At 39.8% G+C, this 23,577-nt stretch carries 8 protein-coding genes; all 8 read left to right on the forward strand.

The window, feature by feature from the left end:
• The first annotated feature begins 8 nt into the window (after positions 1–8).
• The 8 genes from GKS34_RS16655 (at position 9) to GKS34_RS16690 (ending at position 23,495) form a co-directional block, all read left to right on the forward strand.
• On the forward strand, positions 9–1,097 hold the full coding sequence (locus GKS34_RS16655; protein ID WP_205602094.1) for a Fic family protein: 1,089 nt from the start codon (positions 9–11) through the stop codon (positions 1,095–1,097).
• 17 nt (positions 1,098–1,114) lie between these two features.
• Positions 1,115–6,070 carry an Eco57I restriction-modification methylase domain-containing protein gene (locus GKS34_RS16660; RefSeq protein WP_163386103.1) on the forward strand — a complete coding sequence of 1,652 codons (4,956 nt, stop codon included), beginning with the start codon at positions 1,115–1,117 and terminating at the stop codon, positions 6,068–6,070.
• Positions 6,071–6,147: 77 nt separating this feature from the next.
• Positions 6,148–6,921 carry a hypothetical protein gene (locus GKS34_RS16665; RefSeq protein ID WP_163386104.1) on the forward strand — a complete coding sequence of 258 codons (774 nt, stop codon included), beginning with the start codon at positions 6,148–6,150 and terminating at the stop codon, positions 6,919–6,921.
• Positions 6,922–6,966: 45 nt separating this feature from the next.
• Positions 6,967–12,366, forward strand: a complete 5,400-nt coding sequence (locus GKS34_RS16670; RefSeq protein ID WP_163386105.1) for a sacsin N-terminal ATP-binding-like domain-containing protein — start codon at positions 6,967–6,969, stop codon at positions 12,364–12,366.
• A gap of 106 nt (positions 12,367–12,472) precedes the next feature.
• A complete protein-coding gene (locus GKS34_RS16675; protein WP_163386106.1) occupies positions 12,473–14,140 on the forward strand; it encodes an AAA domain-containing protein in 1,668 nt (555 codons plus the stop codon).
• Positions 14,141–14,176: 36 nt separating this feature from the next.
• The gene (locus GKS34_RS16680; protein WP_163386107.1) at positions 14,177–20,491 is read left to right on the forward strand and encodes a DEAD/DEAH box helicase; all 6,315 of its coding nucleotides are present in this window, start codon (positions 14,177–14,179) and stop codon (positions 20,489–20,491) included.
• A complete protein-coding gene (locus GKS34_RS16685) occupies positions 20,488–22,587 on the forward strand; it encodes a UvrD-helicase domain-containing protein (protein WP_163386108.1) in 2,100 nt (699 codons plus the stop codon). Before GKS34_RS16680 ends, GKS34_RS16685 begins: the two co-directional genes overlap by 4 nt.
• A gap of 86 nt (positions 22,588–22,673) precedes the next feature.
• Positions 22,674–23,495, forward strand: a complete 822-nt coding sequence (locus tag GKS34_RS16690) for a PDDEXK-like family protein (protein ID WP_163386109.1) — start codon at positions 22,674–22,676, stop codon at positions 23,493–23,495.
• The last annotated feature ends 82 nt before the right edge of the window (positions 23,496–23,577 follow it).

Here is a 23,577-nt window from a genome sequence, read left to right on the forward strand (position 1 = left end):
AGCTGATTATGTTTGACAGAACTATTCCATACAACGATCTCCCCCTACTTCCTCCAAAAGTGGATTTGGAGACTAAAAGTATCTTGTTAAAAACCATATCAGCCAGTCGGGCTTTGGCTCAAATGAATGGTGCCATCCGGAACTTACCTAATCCGACACTTTTTCTCGACACGATACATCTGCAGGAAGCTAAGGCGAGTTCTGCGATAGAAAATATCATCACCACTAATGATGACTTGTACCAGGCACTAATAGCTGATAAAAAATTTGAAAGTCCAGAAACCAAAGAAGTGCTTCGCTACAAAGAAGCTCTTTGGCTGGGTTTGGATCGAATGAAATCCAAACCATTTATCACCACCAACCTTTGCATAGAATTGGTACAGAAGATCAAAGGAAATACAGCAGGGATTCGAAACACCCCGGGCATTACTTTATCTAATCCTTTCGGTGAGGTAATCTATACCCCTCCCACCGGAGAGCAGTTGATTCGCAAAAAACTGGCCAACTGGGAAAAATTCATCAACGAAGAGGATTTCGTTGACCCGCTGATCAGGATGGCTTTGATGCACTATCAGTTTGAAGCGATCCACCCCTTTGCTGATGGCAATGGACGTACCGGAAGAATCTTGCTATTGCTGTTCCTGAATCAAAGCGGGCTACTCGAAATACCGGCAATTTATCTCAGCGAGTATATCATTCAACACAAAAATGAGTACTACCACCATCTACGAGAAGTTACCGAGCAGGGGGATTGGGAGAGCTTTATCCTATACATGCTGGAAATGGTCGAAAAGACGGCGAACCACGGGCTGAAAAGATTGGATCAGGTGACACAATTGATGGAAAAGACTGCTGACGCTATTCGGGCCAAACTCCCAAAAGTCTATTCCAAAGACCTGGTCGAAGTTATTTTCAGACTCCCTTATACCAAAAGACAATCGTTGATTAATATAGGATTGGGCACTCCCAAGACAGTAGGCAACTACCTGAGTGCCCTGGAAGAAGAAGGTTTTTTGAAATCCAAAAAAGTAGGTAAGGAAAAACTTTACCTCAATACTGCTTTAATGAATATTCTCGAAAACAGCTCACTTGAGTAGTCAATAGTGATAGACCTATGATCAAATTCATCCAAAATACCGGAGACTTTTTTGCCGCCAATTACTTTGACGAGGACTTTACTAAAAAGGTACTCGATAAGACCGGATATGCCCCTGAGGATATCAAGGAATTTATCAAGCGCATTACGGCGCTCAAGGACCGTTATTTTAAATTCAAGCAGGCCTACCTGGAGGAAAACTGGAGAACAAAAGACAAGATCACTGAAACCCATCGCTTCCATTCGGAAGTACTGAATGCATTGGGTTACCCCGGCAACCAACCCGAATATCAGGAACTTTTTCATGTGGATGAAAAGACGGTACTGCCTATACGTCATACGCTTTATCGTGGTGACAAACCTTTCCTGATGATCATGGAAATGCGTGCCCTGATCAAGGAGGGGGAGGAAGACCCTGATGGCTTGTTTGAACAACGCTATCATTTCGACGAAGAAAGCAATCCGAACCCGCCCCAAAAATACCACCGCTCCCAGTGGGGAAATGTCTTCCAGGTCCCTGATGGCTTGACCATTTCACCCATGATTATCAACAAAGCGCTTTCAGAACTCTTCCTTTTGGATCAGCACCGAAGACCCAAGTATATCTTGCTTTGTGCAGGAAATACGTATTTCCTGCTGGAACAGGAAAAATGGTTTCGCGGCTCTTACTTGAGTTTTGATCTGGAAGAACTCTTCTCCGAAGGTTCAGTCAAGCGCGAATACTATGCCCTGTTTTATTTCCTGCTGGCCAGGGAAGCGTTGGCTCCTCAGTCCGAAATCGTGCTGATGGATCAGTTGGAGGAGGATTCACATAAGTCCGCTTACGAAGTCACCCAAGACCTGAAGGAAGGGGTGATTCATGCCGTAGAAGCCCTGGCAAATGAAGCCGTCTTTTTCTTGAAGAATCAAGAAAATAGACCTCTGAGGTTTTCGGAAGAAAGGTCTTATGAAAAGAGCAGTGTACTTACTGAAAATGACATTGAAAACGTTGACAATGAAGAATTAAAAATTGAGAATGGGTTACGTATCGAGGCAGACACGCTAAAAAATGAGTGTCTGAATTACGTGTATCGATTGCTGTTCCTATTCTATGCGGAGTCAAGGAATGACCTGGATATTTTGCCGGCGGATGATGCGGTGTATCAACATGGGTACTCGCTGGAAATGCTGCGTGACCTGGAGCAGGTGCCCCTCAATACGGCTAGTTCCCAAAATGGCTATTTCTTCCATGAATCGCTGAGCAGCTTATTTCACTTGCTGGGTACGGGATACAAGGAAAAAGCGGATGAAACCCGGAACAAAAGTTTCAGGGTTCGGCATTTAGATTCACCGCTTTTTGATGACGGCAAACTGGAAATCCTTCCCAAGGTCAAGATTCGCAATGTCATCTGGCAGGATGTGATCTGTCAGCTTTCCCTTTCCCGTAAACAAAGGGGTAAGACCCGTGGAAGGATCTCCTACGCCAACCTGGGCATCAATCAACTGGGTTCGGTCTATGAAAGCTTATTGGCCTTCCGGGGCTTCTTCGCCGAGACAGATAATATTGAAGTGCACCGCAAGCTTAAAGCCAAGGAAACGTCCGAGAAGGTGGCCCGCACCGAGGGTTCCTATCTGGTGCCGCGTCACCGCATTGACGATTTCGATCCGGATGAAATCTACAGGGACAAGGATGAAAAGGTAAAAATCATCCCACAGGGCACTTTTATCTACCGACTTTCCGGTCGTGACCGACAAAAATCCGCTTCCTACTATACCCCGGAAGTACTGACAGAGTGTACGGTCAAATACACCTTGAAGCCAATCTTGGAGCGCCTGGACAAGGGGGAAATGAAAGCCCTGGACCTGCTTGATCTGAAAATCCTCGAACCCGCCATGGGTGCGGCAGCTTTTCACAACGAGGTGATCAACCAACTCTCCGAAGCTTACCTGAGCTACCGACAGGAGGAGCTCAAGAAGAAAGTCGCCCCGGACAAATACCGCGAAGAACTGCAGAAAATCAAAGCCTATATCGCACTTAATAATGTCTATGGTGTCGATTTAAACCCTACCGCCGTAGAACTGGGCAAGCTTTCCCTCTGGCTCAATGTGATCCATCAGGATATGCAGACGCCCTTCTTCGGCTATAGACTGGGGGTAGGAAATGCCGTGGTCGGTGCCTGGCTGAAAGTGTACACGAAAACGGAAATTATTGCTGAGTATCCTTCCCAATCATCAAAAAAATCCCTTCCCAAAGAGTGGTGGGAGAAAGCGCCAAAGCATATCTCGATGGGTAAGCGAAAGCCGGATGATATCTACCACTTCCTGCTTCCGGACAAAAATATGGTGCCTTCTGCGGGTATCAAACTGCTCAAGGAAGCCCATGCTGCCGAAGCCAAGGCAGTAAGTGAGTGGAAGAAAGAATTCTGCAAACCCATAGACGCGGATGAATATCAGCAGCTACAATTGATCTCGAAAGGAATAGACCTCCTGCTGGAGGAACATTATAAATTCCAGGCTTCCATAAATATCGAGACCAAGGTGCGGGATACCTTCTTCGGTGCCTATGGTGAAGGAGATCAGGTGGCTATGACAGCCAAAAGTTATAGCGAGAAGGAAAAACTCGCCAAAAAACGTGGAGAAACCAATGCACCTTACTATAAGCTAAAGATGATCATGGACTACTGGTGCAGTCTCTGGTTCTGGGATATGCGACAGGCAAGTCAACTCCCGACCCGCAGGGAATGGCTGACCGATATCGAGGCCATCCTGCATATGGACCTGGACAACCTGGAAGCCAAAGTACAGGAAGCGGGAGGCTTTATTATTCCTCCCAAGCCGGTACAGTCCAACTTATTTGCTGCTCCAGAGCCCCAGCAACTAACACTCAAGACGTACAATAAAAATAAGGGAGAAACCCTGAAGCGACTCTCCCAAAAGATGGACAAGGAGCGTATCAGCCTCTTTACCAATTCACGTTCCCAGATCGTGCAGAAACTGGCGGAGCAGTTCCGCTTTTTCCATTATCAACTGGAGTTTATCGAGGTATTTAAGGAAAGAGGGGGATTTGATGTGGCCGTGGGAAATCCGCCTTGGCTGAAGCTTACTTTTGAAGAAAAAGGGCTGATGTCAGAGACCTTTCCAGAACTGGTGATACGGAAAGTATCTGCTCCAAAAGTCCGAAAACTGCAAGAAGCTTTCTTGGAGGAAGAACCTCAGCGGGAAGCCTACTTTGAAGAATATATCGGCACAGAAGCGGCAGCCGTCTTTATGAATGCTGGCCAAAACTATCCCTTACTTAAAGGACAACAGACCAACCTCTACAAATGTGTCCTCGAGAACGGACTCCATTGGGTTTCGGATAGAGGGTTCCTTGGATTGCTGCACCCAGAAGGAATTTATGATGATCCTAATGGACACTCGCTTAGGAGAGAAATTTATCCGAGACTGAAATATCATTTTCAGTTTAAGAATGAACTAATGCTATTTTCCGAAATTGACCATCATAATTCTTATGGAACCCATATTTATTCTGGAAAAAAAGCTACCCCTTCCTTTCAATCAATTAACAATTTGTTTCACCCTTCTACAATTTATGGGTGTTTTCTTCATGATGGAAGCGGTACAGCTGGAGGACACAAAGTTAAGGATGAAACTACTGGAAAGATGATATGGAATATCAAGCCCCATGCTTCCAGAATTGTAAACTTTACCTTAAAGGAGCTTAAAACATTAGCAAGGACATTTGAAGGTTCTGATGATTGGGAGTCCACCAAATTAGTCAGCATCCATGCCAAGGAAATCATGGCAGTACTGGAAAAATTAGGTGAATTTGGAAATAAGACCGAAAATTTTGAAACCAAGATTACAGTTTGCTGGGACGAAACCAATGACCTAAATGCAGGAAATATTTCAAGAAACACCAAATATCCGAATCTTGAAGAATATGAAATGATTTACAGTGGACCTCACTTCTTTGTTTCCAATCCATTGTACAAAACCCCAAGAGAGGAATGTGTCCTTAACTCCCATTACGATGTAGTGGAATTGGCGGAAGTTGAGGATTCCTACATTGCCAGAACCAACTACATTCCCCAAAATGTTACAGCAGGCTATGGAAATACCATCAAGGCTTTTGAGATTGGAGTAAATGCAGATGGGTCACCAAGATATGATAACTGGTTGGATTACTATAAAATAGGTTTCCGAAAGATGCTTTCCCAAGCAGGAGAAAGGACTTTAAATGGAGCGATAATACCTCCAAAAACAACACATATTTATGGATTAATTTCTGTAACGTTCAAATCTGAAATTGAACTTATAGAGTTTGCTGGAATTACTTCCTCAGTTGTTTTAGATTTCTTCATAAAAACTGTAGGAACTTCCAATTTAACCGACAGTAGAATCAAGGCTTTCCCATTAGGTATAGCAGATAAATTCAAATCTGGCCTGTTTTCCCGTACGCTTTTATTGAATTGCTTGAATAAGTATTACGCCCCACTTTGGGGGCGGCATTATCAGGAGGATTTTAGGGAAGATACCTGGACCAAAGAGGATGTCCGCATAAAGCCCTTTGCTTCCCTGACACCAGATTGGAACTGGCATACCCCGCTCCGGAACTGGTTTGAGCGCCGTCAGGCACTGGTGGAGATAGATGTGATCACGGCCATGACCCTTGGGCTGACTCTTGAAGAACTGATCCTGATCTACAATGTACAGTTTCCCGTCCTGCAGCAAAACGAGGACGACACCTGGTACGATCAGCGTGGGAATATCGTTTTCACCTGTTCCAAAGGCCTCACCGGCGTAGGCCTCGACCGGGCCGAATGGAACGAAATCAAGGATATGAAAGCCGGAGAAACCTACGAGCACACCATCACCAAGTCTGAATTGTATCTAGGGAAAAAGGTGACTTATTATGCGCCCTTCGATAAGTGTGATCGGGTCGAAGATTATAAGCAGGCTTGGGAGGTGTTTGAGGGGAGATTGGGAATTTAACCTTTTAGATTTTAGAACGCCGGGTGGATGGATGAGCAGGGTAAGAAGATTGAATATTTCTATTAAAACGATAAAACATGAAAAAAGTAATTTGTGACACAAACATTTGGTACGGTTTAGGCAACAAGTCAATTCAGAAACCAGAAAATGTAAAGTTGGTTGCTACCTGGAATAATGTGATGGAGATTGGTTTTTCTCACAGGGCAATCAAAAACAAATTGGATGAAGAACAAGTAAAATTTACTGCCAAAGCAATTATTGATTTTGCAGATGAAATTATTAATGAAACACCATTTCATTATGTGGCAAAAAATTTAATCCATAAACTAAACCTAGAAGTCATCGATTTAAAACCCATTATAAACCAAATATCCACAAATGGATTGGCCGACTATAGCACCTATTTACATAATAAGCAAGCTTATGATTCATTCATGAAGATGAAAAATGATTTTCATGAAGAAATCAATTCAAACAAGAAAGAGCTTAAAATTTCATTTAAAGAGATCAGTAGGACTGAAAGAAAAAATGAGTTTTTACTTGGAATCCTAGTTGATATTGAATCTTTTTTAAGGATTGAGCATAATAAAGAAATTGAATTTGAAGATTCAAAGGATCTTAAAAAGACCTTGAAACAAATTGATGAGAAGTTTCCATTAATATTCCCAGTAAAGGATTCCTTTTTCGAACTTTTCACCAAGCAAAAATCAATGAAAGTCCAGCCAAATGATTATTTCGATATCCTAAATCTTTACTACGTAACCGAAAATGATTTTTATTGGACCAAAGAGAAAAGATGGCTAAATATAATTCATGAATGTAGCCTTAATAACTTTTTATTTACCAGTTAATCAATTTGAATTATACTTAAAAAGATCCACAAAATATCTTCCGGTATGAAGACCCAAAAAGAGGTAATTGAGTTTTTAAAAATTTTTTGGGAAGTCAAAGCCTTAAAATTTCAAGCTCAGTTTGCTATTAATCAAGCTAATGGCCAAGGTTTTTTTTATGACATTAGACATCCAAATAGTAGAGATTTAATTCTACATCCTCTAACGAAATCGAACATCACTTTAGGTGTACCAAGAGGGGTTCAATTTGAAGAAGGAACTCTTTATTGGGTAAATCTAAACGTACCCAAAGACCAAATAAGAATCCAAAAGAAGGATGAATTTTATTTTCATATAGATTTGAAATTTCGTCCTCCAAGTGAAATAGAAATGACTCCTCAACAATTGATTAATCAAATCAGCGGAGATTTTTATTCTACAAGGGGAAAAGCAAGATCAGCTTTGACTGGTTTCGCTAGAAGGATTTCGTCTGATTTAAATCGCAAACCTGAAACTTTTATTTTTGAATTGATACAGAATGCGGATGACTACCCTGACTCTGGTAAAAATAAAGTAAATATTAGATTTCAATTGAAGGGAGATTATATTCTGGTTACCCATAACGGCCTTCCTTTTTCAGCTGGAAATGTTAACGCTATTTGTGATGCAGACTCAGGCAATAAGCAATTTGATCCAGATAAGATTGGATATAAAGGAATTGGGTTCAAGTCTATTTTTAAGCTTTCAAATTATGTCTTAGTACATTCAGGTAGCTATTCCTTTCGATTTGATGAAGATTTCCATCGTCAAAAGGGTATTGATACTGTTTGGCAATTAATTCCAATTTGGACGCCGATTAGCGAAATGCCAATCGAAGTTCGAAATAATGGTTTTACTTCACCTAACGTAGCATTCTGTATAAAATTAAAGAAGGGTAAAGTTACTTTTGATGAACTTGAGAGGGTTTTTGAAACAGTATTTGTTGATGAAAGGGTTCTTTTATTTCTAAGGAATGTTAAGTCAATTTCATTTTCAGGGATTAATTTGAATTTTACTTCCAGTGTAAGTGAATTGAATTGGGAGGTAAGTAAGTATTTAGAAATTGAAGTAGATGAAAAAGTAAGAACAAGGCTTAATGCTTTAATTGGTTTTGAAGATGAACGTGTTCCTGAAAAGTACAAGGATCTTCAATTTTCAAATTTAAAATTTGCTACCAAAAAAAATAGAGGAGTCATTGAAATTTCAGATGACACAAAAATTTATACATATTTACCCACAGATGAAAGTCTTGGATTTCCTTTTTTAATGAACGGGGACTTTATTCCTGATGGCTCAAGAAACAATATTCATTCTGACTTGGAATGGAATCTTTACCTGTTCGAAGAGGGAGGCAAAAAGTTTGTCAATTGGCTTGAAGACCTTTCTAATAAGTATAAGACACCTGAATTTTTAAAATTGATTCCGGATTTTGGGAAATTGATTCAATACACCCAGGAAAAAGACAAAAAGCTTTTCCTTGAAAGATTCCAATCTGGATTTGAGCAGATGTTATCAGAGGTGGCATTCCTACCAGATTTGGGTGGAAATCCACAAAAAATTATGGACCTTACTGTGGATAAATCTGGTTTACTTTCTCTACTTGGTGAGGAAAATTTCAGAAAATATCTTTCTATCGAAGGGCCTATACTTGCTCTTTCTTTCTCCAGCTCTCATGACATCAAGATTCTCTTGGAGCAATATGAGTTTGGAGAAGTCTTAACTCATGATTCCATATCCTCCCTTTTGAAAAATGAGGAATTTGCTGAATACCTGCTAATGCCCGATCAAAACTTAGCATTCGTCTCCTTCCTTAATGAGCAAGGAGTCCTTAGTGAATATTCTGACCAGGAAATTTTTCTCTCCAAGAACGGGGATCTTAAGTGTGAAGATGAGGTATATTTCAGTTTAGGAGAGGATGCCTCGCTTTTAGATTGGCTTGACATTCCGGTATTAAACGAAAAGCTGAACAAGCTGGAATTCCTGAAGACTGAGGTAAAAAAATATTCCCCTTTATCTTTTATCAAAAAGGAAATATTAGGATCAACCGCTGCAAAAGCGAATGCCAAAATCTTTAAAAACAACAGAATGTTTTTTCAACTGCTTTTCAAACACCATGAAATCTTACCAGAAAAGGAATTCTTCGGAGAAGACCAGTTTAGGGCATTTCCGGTTTTTGATCGAGAGTCCGAAATGATTACAGATTTCAATAGCAGCAGTCTTTACCTATCCAATACCGAAATCAACCAACTGATAGATGATCATGCTCTACCGGAATCGATGGTGACCATTATTGACCCAAAAAGTTACTTTTCTGATGAGGTGCCAACTGATGCTTTTTGGGCAAAACTCGGAGTGGCTGATTGGTCAGAGGATTGTGCATTACCTTTGGCAAAAAAGATTTTTTCAAGCTCCACTGTTATCCACAAGCACTTTAGTGAAAACTTGGAATATCTGGCCGGCAGCAAACAATTGTGGAAGTTAATATATAAAACCTTGTCCAAAGAATCCGGGGAAAATGAAAACTCCTACAAAGAAAAAGCTTCAAAATTACCTGTTTTCACTTCAGATGAAGATGTTAAATCTTTAGGTGATTGCTATCTATCAGCGGATTACACAGGAACCAATTCGCTTGAGACCCTTTACGAAAATCACCCGGAAATCGACATAAGCTTTATATCTAAAGATTACATACAAAATGAAAAAGCAAGCGACTGGTCAAAAATTTTTCGAACATTTGGGGTAAAGACCGATGCGAAGGATTTTATTGGACAATACATTCTTCCTGAAATCGAATCTGTTTCTGAAAACGACCTCGTCTCTTATACTCAATTGATATTCGAAAACCGAAGCCATTTCAAAAACGAAATTGCTAAGATCAAAATAAAAGTCAAAACTGAAGCGGGAACCTTTATAGAGCCTAAAGAGGCGATCATCGGAAGCTATTATTCCAAAGAAAGCCAAGACAAAAATGCCTTGGTATCCATACCCATCCAAAATTTAATCTCTTCCGAATATGGTGATCATCTCCTTGCACAATGGGCGGAATTCTTTGAATCCATGGGAGCTAAAGTTTTAAAAACTGAAGAAGATACTATTCAGCATAAGTTAGATGAATATGTCTTTATAAATGAGGATGTAGAATCGAGCTGGGAAGACCACCAGGTCATCATTCAAGAGCTTAATAAACTACATGAGGACAGGGAACTTACTAAAAAGCATTACAGCAGTCTAAATTACCTCTCCCTTTTTACTAAAGAAGAAGGAATAAAATCGGAAGCCTTTAATCTTTTCTTTTCATCAGAGTTCAATCCAAATATCGATTTCGAAAAAATAATTGATTCCGAATCGCTTGGAAGTAGATTTATTTCACCGAAATACCTTGAAATTCACCCGAATATTAAGTCCTTCCTCAATGATATTGGAGTATTTCAAAATTTTAGAATTTTTAAAAAAGAGATAGAAATAAGGGCAAGGATAAACAAATTGTTTCTAGATTATCTTGAAACTAAATTTCCATACATCAAGTCAAATGCCCAACAAGGGTATGGAGCACAACATCAAATTAAACCATATATTGAATTGGATTTACTTCAATTTATGGAAAATTATGAGTTTAATAAACACTTTTGGGAATCGTTTTTAAAAGATGAATTTATTAAAAGAAGTGTATTCACGAAAATAACATATCGTTGTGCATTCAATACCTATCAATCCGAAAATCTGATTCTTTGGACAATTCAAAACCAAAAAAGCATTCCCTGCCAAGATGGCGAATTACGAAAACCTAGTGAAATATATAGTAACAAACTCAAGGGAATTTTATTTACTAAAGAATTTTTGCCGCTAATTGACCTATCAGAAAAAGAGTTTGAAGGCCAGCCGGTTGAAAAATTGCTTGGTTTTAAAATGGAACTTGATTTAATCGCTTGTATATCAGTATTCAACGAGAAACCCTCGATTTCCAGTCTCAAGAAATCAAACGTCTGGCAGACATTTATCAAGATTGTTGAAAACTCGCAATTTACCGGACAAGAAAGAGAAGTATTCGAACAGTTCCTACGAGACGGTTCAATTCCCAATCAATTGGGTGACTGGAAGCCAATAACAGAACTCTACTACATAGATCAAAGCATTGATATTGGAATAACCAAGGCACCAAACCTTATTCACGACGACCTAAAAAAAATAGCTAGCAAAATTACCATACCCGCTCTCACCTCAGAAGATTTTAAGCCACAATTCAAAAATTTAGGTAATGATGGTTTTAAGGAACGTTTATTATTGAGACTGAAGTTTATTGCACTTCTCGAATTGCCTGATGACCTGGACAGTAAAAAATTCGAATTTGATGAAATTTTAAATCCCTTGATTTTTTATAAAGCAAATAAGATAGAATTGGCATGTCAAAAAACCGATCCTCCAATTGTAAATACAGATAATCAATTCTTAATCCTTGATTCCAATATTTATTATTTAAGGAGCTGGAAAAGTGTCAATGCGGCAGAGCTTTTTGAGTATTTGGGGAAGCTTTTGCGCTTAAAAAAAGTAAATAAGAAAACACTAATTGACTTGTTGATTTTATCGGAAGACGAGGTGATCGAACTATTGGAGGAAAAAAACATCAGCTATCCTCCAGAATGGAAGAAAAACAAAATAGACGAATCGCAGAATAAAGCTAGTTCACTGGTTGCAAAAGAGACCAAGGAAGAATTAATAAATGAAATTCAGGAACCTGCTTCAAATTATGAAAAAGGATCTGATGCTGTACCCGAAAGTAATTCATCGAATGGTAATGTAAATGATGTTGGAATATCTGACACCGAAAAGGAGGAATATGAAGTTCCTTATTCCCAGGAAGAAGAGGCGGCTATCATGAGAGTATTTGGAGATAATGCGCCGAAAGATTTTAGGAAAGACTTGAATCTTGCAGCACTGATTAAAGGCTTATCTTATCTGTATCATAATGGGTACAATATCAGTGAAGCAGAACAAAATTTAATGGAATCACATCATTATTCTCAGTTGCAGCCTGTATATAAAGACGGAATTACATATACAATTAAATGTCGATCTGCAAAATCAGGACTCTTATATTTAAAAGCTTCAGCATGGAAAGAACTGGAACATCCAAATACATTTCTTTATTCTTGGATAGGCCCTAGTTTCTCAGATGCCAAGTTCTGCAAATCACGGGAAGAAGTAATCGATGATCTAAAAGCAGATTATCAAGTCCTCAGAATAGAAGCTAAACCTTCTGTTTCGGTACTTGATAGTTTTATGGATGGCGCCATGGATCTCCAAGAAGTAATGTTGATTGTAAGGACAAAGTTCAAAGAAGAATATCGAGGCATATTTGAGGATATCCGTAAAAAATCAAAGACAGACAGTTTAGAAGCTTTAAGTGCTGGAAATGAAGATGAAGATTAATCCTAACGCCTTCCCCAATGACGCCCATCAGGAATTTTATAGATGGCAGATTGAACTTCAAGAGGAAGAATGGAAGAGGTATGCCAATTCCCGAATGAAGATTTTGATGGAAGAGGGGAAACTATTCCTCGGGAGAATATGGGGGACCACAGCAGATGGGAATGTGGTTCTGAGGTTTAAAAGTGATACTGTACCAAGAATCAAACAAGAATATGAATTGTGTTTTGTAGGACCGGATGCACCTGAGTCTGCCGCTGACTGGATGTTTACTTATACCACTTTCCGGACTTCAGAAAAGCCCAGGTTATCCTCCAAAAATACGCCTGTAAAAACGATAGGCATTCTGAACTCTGATGATGAAAAATGGATCTACGTACTGGTTTCAAATTTCGACTATGCGCTATTAGAGGAAGTTCGAGAAAAATATTTAAAGAAAAAAATCCATCCAAGAATTGTATTAGCCGTTCCAGATCCACCTCTCGACTATCTTCATAACCTATTAGCATTTGTGACAAAGTTTCCTGAAAATGAGATTTTAAATTTAAACAGTAGAATAAGCGAAGAAAAATGGAAACCGGTAAATCTTGATAATGCTAAAGATGTTTCTGTTGACATCATTAAATTACTCGATTTAAACGATCAGGTAGTCATTCAAGGCCCTCCAGGAACTGGTAAGTCATACTTAGCTGCCCAAATCTGTGCACATTTTCTGAACCATAAGAAATCAGTCTGCTTGACTGCGTTGACCAATAATGCGCTTAAAGAAATTGCCCAACAGCCAGGCTTACGAGATGCCCTTGAGAACGGGCTTGTCTTCAAGACCAATCTTTCTTCTGACGAGAAAAGGAAGATTCCTGCTTTAAAACCGATTACTTCCATCACTCCTATTCAGAAAGAACTGCTCTTGTCTACCTACTACCAGCTTTCAAAGAAAATTTTTGAACTGATACAGGAAGGGAAAAGGTACGATTTGTTGATCATTGAGGAAGCATCACAGGCCTTTTTGGCAACTATTGCCATGTTCAAAGAACTTGCCCATAAGTTCTTGGTCATTGGGGACCATAAACAGTTACCTCCTATGGTCTTGAGTAGAGAGCTATCCGGTGAAATCAATGAAAGGATAGATAAGATCATTGATGGATTAAAAACATATGCTTTCAACAAGGCGGAGTTTTCTTATAGATTGACCAAGACCAGAAGACTTCCAATACCTTCTGCAAAGCTAACTGGGATTTTCTATGACAATTCACTGGAAAGTGTTTCCGATTTTGAAAACAACAATAACCTCACCTCTCAATTTAAATCTCTTTTTCATAACGAAGGAGGCACCACACTTGCGACAGTTCCTATTTCAGTAAAAATCAGAAATCAAATTGATTTGAACATGATTGTGGCAAAAATTGGAGCTGATTTGGTGAATTCAAATAAAAATATCGAGGTGGCTTTGTTGACGCCTTACATTGACAATGAAAAAAGGATTTATTATCACTTCAATCGGTTCTCTAATAAGTTTAATCGTACAACGATTAGCACCATTCATAGAGTTCAAGGCATCACGGTAGATTATACCATCTTATTTCTTCCATTAAAAAACGCAGGAGGATTTGATCTGAATGACAACCTTTTCAATGTAGCTACGAGTAGAGCAAAAAAAGGAACGTTGATTATCAGTTCGGAAGAGATAGACTTTATCAGTTCAAAGTCCTTGGAGGTGTCCTTGATTTTGGATAAGACAGAAAATAAGACTGAGGAGTTTAAGAGGTTATGTCTATAAAATAATTTAATTGGACAATAAACTGATAGATCAAGAATGCTAAGCCTTCAACAAGCCATAGAAATCAAAGAGTCCATTCTAGCCTATCTCAAGGCTACCTTTACTTTTCAGGACAAGAAAGTGCATCAGGCATTCTATGACTTTATTACTCACCCCGTAGAGGGGATATTTAAGGGGCCGTATATCTCGCTTCGTTTGCCATTTGTAAAGGCTAACCCAGAAGAGATAGCCCATATACCCCTAACTATCAAACCAGATTGGCCTCCATACGATCATCAGGTGAAGGCCTGGCATCGGCTTAGCACCGAAGATAAAAAACCAGAACCCACCTTGATTACCACAGGAACAGGTTCGGGAAAAACAGAGTCCTTTTTATTTCCCGTATTGGACTATTGCTATCATCAGCAAAACCGATTTGGCATCAAAGTAATTATTCTGTATCCCATGAATGCGCTAGCCACCGATCAGGCAGAGCGGTTGGCGGAGTTTATCCACCAAGATGAAAGACTTAAGGGAAAGATTACTGCAGGCCTTTTCATCGGAGAAGGGAAAGACAATAAAAATTTCCCCACGACCATGGGGCCAAAAAATATCATCGAGAATAGGGAGACTATCCTTGGCTCCCCCCCTGACATCCTCCTGACCAATTTTAAGATGTTGGATTATGCCTTAATGAAGGCCAATTACCATGATCTTTGGGCAGGGAATTTTCAAGATCCCACGTTACTTCAGTTCCTGGTATTGGATGAATTGCATACCTATGACGGAGCACAGGGTACAGACGTGGCCAATTTGATTAGAAGGCTGAAGCTAAAAATAAATGTACCGAAGAATCACCTTTGTCCGGTGGGAACTTCGGCAACCATCGGATCAGGTCCGGATGCTCCCCAATTATTAGCGGAGTATGCTTCCAAGGTATTTGGTGAAGCTATTGAGAGTGAATGTGTGATTTCGGAGAAAAGACAGCAGATTGAAGATTTCTTCGAAGCAATAGATGGTCTGAGGGACCAAAATCCAAGCATCAAAGCACTCAAAGACGGCAGCCCTGCTCCAGATGAACCCTTTGAGGTCTTTGTTCAAAAGCAGCTACAAATCTGGGGATTGAGTAAGGAAAACTTATCCAATCAATTAAGGGAGTTGCGTATTGTCCGTGATTTGGTAGAAGTGCTGAATGAAAGAGAAGGGATTTTTACGCTTGAGCAATTGGCTAAAATGTTATCTAATAAAAATGTTAACTACAGGGATACTTACCCCCAATGGAGTGAGACGCTTAAGTTCAGTCCCAAAGAAACATTGATTCAGTCACTTTTTGCGATTATTACGCAAGCGAAAGAGTTGGATATATTAAGTGGGAAGGAATCTCCATTTCTTTTTGCTCAAACCCAGCTTTGGATCCGGGAACTCAGTGGAGTACTGAGAGCAGTGGAATCTAAGCCAAGGTTTACCTGGAAGGATAGTGTTAATCCGGAAGATTATACCCTAGCGATGCCACCATGGTTTTGTCGGGAATGCGGAGCGTCAGGTTGGTTAGGAGTCAAACATGATAATAAAGAGCGATTCGAAAGGGATGTGAATGATGTCTACGGGAAATTCTTTGAAAATCACAAGCACATCTACTTTTTCAATGAGACCAGTAAATTTTCCAATAAAGACGCAGCAGCGGTAGGCTATGAACCTTCAGACCATTTCAGGTACCATGTCAGTGGGGAGAATTTAGAGTTTCACAACACGTATCAGGAAGGCCGGGTGGATATCTCTGCTTTCAAAAAGATCAATGATAAAGGAAGAGCAGAGCATTATTGTCCGGAATGTAATACCAGAAATACGGTTGCTATCATTGGTACCCGTATTCCTACACTAAGTTCAATTGCGGTCAGTCAAACTTTGTCTTCCGACCTTGATGGACAGAATGAAAAGCAACGAAAAGTGCTGGCCTTTACCAATGCGGTACAGGATGCGGCCCATCAAGCCAGTTTTGTGGAAGCCAGAAATTACCGCTTTACTTTCAGATCCTCTCTTCAAAAAGTAATCAATCAACAGGAAGGGGCTTTAAATCTTGCTGAGCTGGCGGATCAGTTTATAACGTACTGGAAAACCAATGCAGATGAAAGCGACAAGCATCCTCTTGATGCCTATTATTACCGTTTTTTTCCTACAGATTATTTGGGCAAAGCCTCTCCAAGGGACTATTCGGATAACGGAAAATACGCTACTGCTTTTCAAAGAGAGTTTGATCATCGGATCAGATGGGAAATATATGCGGAATTTGGGTACAACTCCCTGATTGGTAGAACACTGGAAAAAACAGGTTCATCGGGTGTCTTTTTTGATAGGGCTGCCCTTGCTCAGGTTTGGGAGAAAGTTTATCCATGGTTGGAAAGCAATGAAGCCTCACAAAGCATTCAAAAAGAAGATTTTGACCGTTTTTTGGCATTGGTTCTGCATCGGGTCAGAAACAGAGGAGGGATCAACCACCCGTTTTTTGATAAATTTAGAGAGCATGATTTAAAGCTTTGGGACCTAAACTGGAATAAAGACAAGCGACATTTCCTCAATAAAAGATTTCATCCGAGAAACCGGCTTCCTAAGTTGTTGACTTTCGAAAAAGAAACAAGAGGGTTATTGGACAGTACCTTTGCTCAGCAGACCAATTGGTTTCACAGCTATTTCAAAAAGTCCTTCCAAATGGCCAGCAATCATGTGGATTTTGTGAATGAGTTTTTCACTGAGCTGATTCTCGCATTGGAATCATTGGCAGTGTTGGACAGAAAAACTGCGGGAGGTCAGGTGAATTTTGCCATTAATCCACAAAGTCTTCGCGTGAGCAAATCAGTAAAAACCATACGCTGTGATTCCTGCGAGCATGAGGTATACACCCCGGATGCTTATTTGGGGTTAACGGGAGGTAAATGCCTGATGTATAGGTGTTCTGGCACTTATTCAAGTATCACTCCTGAGGACATGATTGCCGAGCCAAATTATTATCAGTTGGTTTACAACAGAAACCGGTCTCCGCGTATTTATGCTGCCGAACATACCGGTTTATTGGAACGAAAGCGCCGAGAGTTGCTTGAAAAGGATTTCAAGGAAAGGCCCCGGTTCAACTCCAAAAATGTAATGGTAGCTACTAGTACCCTGGAAATGGGTATTGACATAGGTACGTTGAACACAGCCATCAATAATTCCATTCCGCCTTTGCCATCCAACTTCTTGCAGCGGATTGGTCGGGCAGGGAGAAAATCCGGTTCAGCCTTGTTGGTGAATTTTGCTCAAAGCAAGTCCCACGATTTGTTTTATTACCAAGCTCCTTTGGATATGATGGCTGGAGAAGTGAATACTCCGGGATGCTATCTGGAAGCAAAGGAAATACTCAAAAGGCATTTTTTCGCCTATTGCATAGATAGCTGGACTTCAGCTGACCATCGAGCAAATAATATTCCGCCCAATATTAGATTTATGAAACTCTCCACGGAGAGTCTTTTAAATGAAGATTTTTTCATGAACCGTATCCTGAATTTCGTCAAATCAAAGGAAGCACAGCTCTTTGAACGATTCAAATTACAATATCAAAACGAGGTGGGTGATGATGTTTTCGATGGGCTTCACCAAAGTCTGAAAAGCGACCACTACTATCATTCGCATCGCAGCATTTTTGAAAATCTCAGAAAAGAGATTGGGGATATTCAGGACAAAAGAACAGATTTACTACACAGACTGAAGAAATCAACACTAGGGGCATCTGACCCAGAGCGGAAGGAATTGGAAGCTGAAGCAAAAAACCTCAGTGGCATAATCAGTAGTATCCGAAAAAGAAATACCCTGGAATACCTGACCAATGTAGGTGCGCTTCCAAATTATGCATTTCCGGAAACGGGGGTGACACTCCTGGCTAAAGTATTGGGAAACCAGGCAGAGGAAAGTACAAAACCCCCAATAAGCAAGGACTTTGAAATTGTCAGGAGTGCCAGCCAGGCAATCAGAGAATTGGCCCCTGAAAATCACTTCTATTCCCAGTCTTACAAGTTCAAAGTATCCGGTCTGAATACCTTTGGCTGGACAGATAAGCATAATTTCCATCAAAAACGGTTTTGCTCCATCTGCGATCATTTGGAGATCGGTTCGATTCAAGCCTCACAACCCAACTGTCCCAAATGTGGTGATTCCTCCTGGGGTGCAGCCTCGAATCTTCACTATTTTGCAAGGCTTACCAGTGTAAAATCCTTCAATAATGAAGCAGATGCTTTTTTAAAAGACGACAAAGAAGACAGAGAAAGTGTCATTTTTCATGTCAATAGACATTTCGATTTTAAAGCCAACCAATCTGCTGGTGCCTGGGCAATGAAAGAAATTCCATTTGGGATAGAGTTTGTCAAAAACGTAACCATTACGGATGCCAATTTGGGAAGGCAAGGACAGGTAGATGCCAGACGGATAAAAATCAGTAACACCGAAGTACCCATGCATGGCTTTGTCACGTGTGGGTATTGTGGAAAGTCCACTTCAAATATCAGGGAGAAAGACTACAAATTTCATTATGGATACTGTAAGCATAAAAATGCAACGTACCAGGGAAAGCCTGATGAAGTATTTGCTGAAGTGTTTCTGTTTCGGGAAATACAGACAGAAGTGCTGAAAATTCTTTTGCCTGTTCAAGACTTTAACTCCGAAGCAGAAATCAAGATGTTTCAAGCCGGTATTGAGCTGGGATTAAAGAAGTATTTCAATGGGAATCCTCAACATATTGCCATTTCTGAATACAGAGAGCACAATCAGCATACAGGAAAATTTGATCGATACCTCCTGCTTTTTGACACCGTTCCTGGTGGTACCGGGTATCTCGAAAAGCTATTTGACCATGCCAATTTCAGCAGGATGCTCCGCTTGGCGTATCATGAAATAAGGGATTGTTCTTGTCAGCATCATGGCAAAGACGGATGCTATAGATGTATCTATTCCTATAGCAATCAGTATTATCAATCGGACTTGAGCAGGGAGCGTGCTGAGAAGCGATTCCAGGAAATCGATCAAAAATCAGAAGCCTGGGAAGCCGTTCCCCAGGGCTTAGGAAAAATAACCGCAAGTGGTCAGATTGAGGAGTCTGAGCTGGAGGATAGATTTATCAGAAGTCTCAAAATTCTTGCGGAAGCACACGAAAACTGGTCCATCGAAGATATCAAGGAAGACGGGATAGTGAATTATACACTAAGATATAACACCCCATTATCCTCTTTAGTATACCACATCAGACCACAGGTAGTCCTTGGACCACAGGATGGTATACGCTACAACACCAAGCCGGATTTCCTTTTTATTTGCACCGTGGCAAGATTTCAGGGAAAAGAAATCCCTGATTTGGAGGTCGTTCCGCGAATTGCGGTTTATCTGGATGGCTACCAATATCATGCTTCCAAAGAAAATAACCGATTTGCCAATGATCTGCAAAAACGCAAGGGAATTCTTGAAAGCTCTCAGTACCTAACCTGGACACTAACCTGGGACGATATTGAGAAATTTGATTCTGGCTTTCTTGGAGATAAGGAAAAGCAACATTCCGAAGATTTTCTAAGCCAACTTTCAAAAACAGAAGACTTCAGAGAAACAAGGCGGAAAGTCTTGGAGATGTTTGGAGCAAATGATCCAATTAAAGTTTATGAATCAGGGAATAATTTCGATCGGTTTTTGGCCTTGTTACGATTTCCGATCAGGAACCATGCCTTTTTCAAGTATCCGTGGGGTTTATTTTTAGGGACTTTTCAGAAGAAACTGTTTAGCCCAAGCTTTGACCCTTCAGATATTCAAAAAGCCTTTTTTGAAAAAGATTTCTTTGACCAATTCGCCATAGATCGCAGAACACATGATGCCCTAATACCATTTGAAGCTGTTCCAGAATCGGGTCTATTTTACATAAAGGCGATGGTGAACTTGAAAAGTTGGAATACCTACTATCATCTTAAAGTTAACTCCCAAGATAAAATTGACAAAGAGGCCTGGAACTCATTCTGGATCTTGTTTAACATGTTACAGTTTTTTGAGGAGGTTAACGAATCAGAAGAAGTTGATACTGAATTGGAAGGATATACCCTTGAAGAGTTATTATCCAATTTTCCCGATGAAGTATTTCATGGTATTTTGGTCAAGATGTACCAAAAAGGTTTTGTGCAAAGCCAGGACGATGAAATCCGACTTTATTCGGCATTGGATGAAAGTGGTAATACCGTAGCTGAGGCTGAATTAATTATTGATTCCTTAAAGGTTGTTATCGGACCCATTGATGGACAAAGCGCCAGATATTTTGAAAGTAACGGATACCAACTAATGGAAGTTGACGAATTAAACGATATTGCGATATGAAGTTATTGTTCTATGACAAATTTTTTGAGTCCTTGATTGACTTACCGAAGGGTATTCAAAAAAAAGTGATCGACTTTCAGAGAAAATTCAGGGAAAATTCCAAGTCCTCTGCGATTCACCTAGAGCCTATTAAAAATTTTAAAGATAGTTCTTTGAGGTCGGCCCGTGTGGACCAGACCTATCGCGCCATCATCAAAGTACCTGAAGTAGGAGAAACGTACTTTTTATTATGGGTAGATCATCATGACAAAGCCTATGAGTGGGCTACAAACAAAGTCTTTCAGTGGAATGAAAATACCCAAAGCATGCAGGTATTTACTTCGCCCGAAATCATAGAGAAGCAAGAGGAAGTTAGGCCTGAAATTACCATCGAAAAGAGGGCTTTATTTAGTGAATATACTGACAAAGATTTGCTTAGAGTTGGGGTTCCGAAGGTATTGTTACCATCTATACGAGGGATTGAAACGTTGGATGGGCTGGAGCATGTAGAAACGTTCATTCCCCAAGATACTTTCGAAAACCTTTTCTATTTGGCTGATGGGGCATCTGTAGAACAACTGATTTTTGAGATTGAAGAGGGTAAAACAGAAGCTGTTTCGGAAGAGGAACAACTCAGAAGTATCAATAACCAAAGGAGTTTTATTGAATTGACCGATGATGAATTGTTTAATGAAATTTTGGAAGGTAACCTCAAAAAGTGGAAGTATTACCTACACCCCTCTCAAAGAAAGTTAGTAAATGGTTCGTTTACGGGAACAGTCAAGGTTTCTGGCGGAGCAGGTACGGGAAAAACAGTTGCTGCCCTGCATCGTTTAAAATACCTTTCTAAAAATCGGAAACCCGCAGAAAAAATCCTGTTTACCACATATACAAAGGCCCTTACTGAAAATCTCAAGAATTTGTCTAACGATCTGGAAATTGATCTTTCTGGGATAAAAATATCGAATATTGACGCTTTGGCCTTTGACTTAGTTAAGGATTTTGTCTTAATTTCCAATGACTATAAAGTTTTTGGCTTGCATCATATTAAGAACCCTGAAGAAATCTGGGAGGAAGTGTTGGATACCGAATTGACCACATTTGATACTGATTTCCTATCGAAAGAGTATCGTGAAATAGTGCTATACCACGATGTTAAATCGCTTGAAGAATACTTAAAAGCACCGCGTGTTGGGAGGGGGAAAGCCATAAGTAGGACCCAACGAAGGGTAGTTTGGTCTTTAGTGGAAAAATACAATCGGATTAAGGGGCAGTATCATTACTATCATAAAGAAGAACTATACAATCTTCTGGTAAATTTTCTCAAAAGTCACGACACCAAAGTGTATGATTTTGGCTTGGTGGACGAATTACAGGATTTTTCGAATGTAGAACTTCGGGTTGTAAGGGCCCTCGTGGAAGAAAAACCAAATGATTTATTTTTAGTGGGAGATCCACTACAGAAGATTTACGATAAGCGCATCAATTTTTCCCAGTCAGGTATCAATGTGAGAGGGAAAAGGAGTCGACGGTTGAGAATCAATTATCGAACTACTGAGGAAATTAAGAAGCTTGCCATTTCAATCGTCAATGATGAGCACTATGATAATTTTGACGGTCAGGAAGAAGAGAAAGCCGGCTATGTTTCCCTATTTCATGGAAATCAGCCACAGTACACTGTATTTCATTCCAAGGATCAGGAAGTACAACATGTCATTTCAGAGATTGAATATTTATTAGAGGGAAAATACAAACCAGAAGAAATTGCTATCACTTCGCGTACCAAAAATGCACTGAAGGAATTCAGAACCGAACTGCATTTAAAAAATATCCCGTACACCGAGTATGAACAGGGAAATAAAGTTGGACATCAAAACGGCGTGAATTTGCTTACCTTCCACAACATCAAAGGCCTCGAATTTAAACAAGTCTTTTTAGTAGATGTCAATAACAGAACCTGCCCAAAGCACTTTGAAGCATTGGACAACTACTCTGACACAGAAAAAGCGAGCTATTACAAAAATGAAAAATCTCTCCTTTATGTGGCCGTATCCAGAGCAATACAACGGGTGGAGATTACTGGAATTGGGATAAGGTCGGAATTGGTGAGGGTTTGATTAAAATAATGTTTTGTGGAACCGTTTTTTTAATTTTTGAAAATTTAATAATGACATGCATTTTTGGGTAAATAATATTTAGATTGATGGTAACAATTGAAAATGCGAAAAAGCTTTTAGAAAAGGTTCATGAAATTCAAAAAAGGGAGGATGAACTTTCTACTCTCAGGGGGGAGAAGTTCAATATTTTCAAGTTGCTGGGTTTGGATGCAAATGAAGCTGGCTTGCACACTAAGTTCATATTTGAGTTGTTAAATAAGAACGGTTCACATGGCTTGGGAGCAGTGTTTTTTGATGGATTTATCAGCATCCTTAATAAGAATGTATTATCTCAGGATTATTCTATTCCTGGATACACCCATTTTCAACAAATTCGCAAAGAGCAAAACATCGGGGGAGTTGATCATAAAAAAATTGATGGTGGTGTTATTGACTTACATATAGAAACCGATTCCTTTTCGATAGCCATAGAAAATAAAATCTATTCGGGATTGGGATATCAGCAACTGGAAAGATACCACGCTTACCAATCTAACAAAAAAAATAAACTTAGGTATTTACTTTTATTAACCCTTGATGGATATGGTGGATATAAGGGCCCACTAAGGGAAGGGGAGGAATATTTTTCGATCACTTACCGTGAAATAATTTTAGATTGGCTGGAATTCTGCCATGAAAAAGCTTCCAATACTCCGGTATTAAGGGAAACAATAAAACAATACATCATAACTATTAAAGGGATCTTAGGAATGTTAACCAATCAGGAGATGAACAAAGAACTAGAAAACCTTATTCTAAAAAATTATGATTCCGCCCGTCAAATAGCAGAGGCATTCGTACATTCTAAGGAATTGAGGACAAGGAAGATGTATGAGCTTGTTTTGAATAAATTGAAAAAGCTACGATGAAATCTGACAGTTAGGGATTAAATTTAGGTGTTGAATCTAATCATTAACCCCTAAAAACTGTCAGATGAATACAGAGACAAAA

The organism is Cyclobacterium jeungdonense, assembly GCF_010994275.1.
GTDB classification, from domain to species: domain Bacteria; phylum Bacteroidota; class Bacteroidia; order Cytophagales; family Cyclobacteriaceae; genus Cyclobacterium; species Cyclobacterium jeungdonense.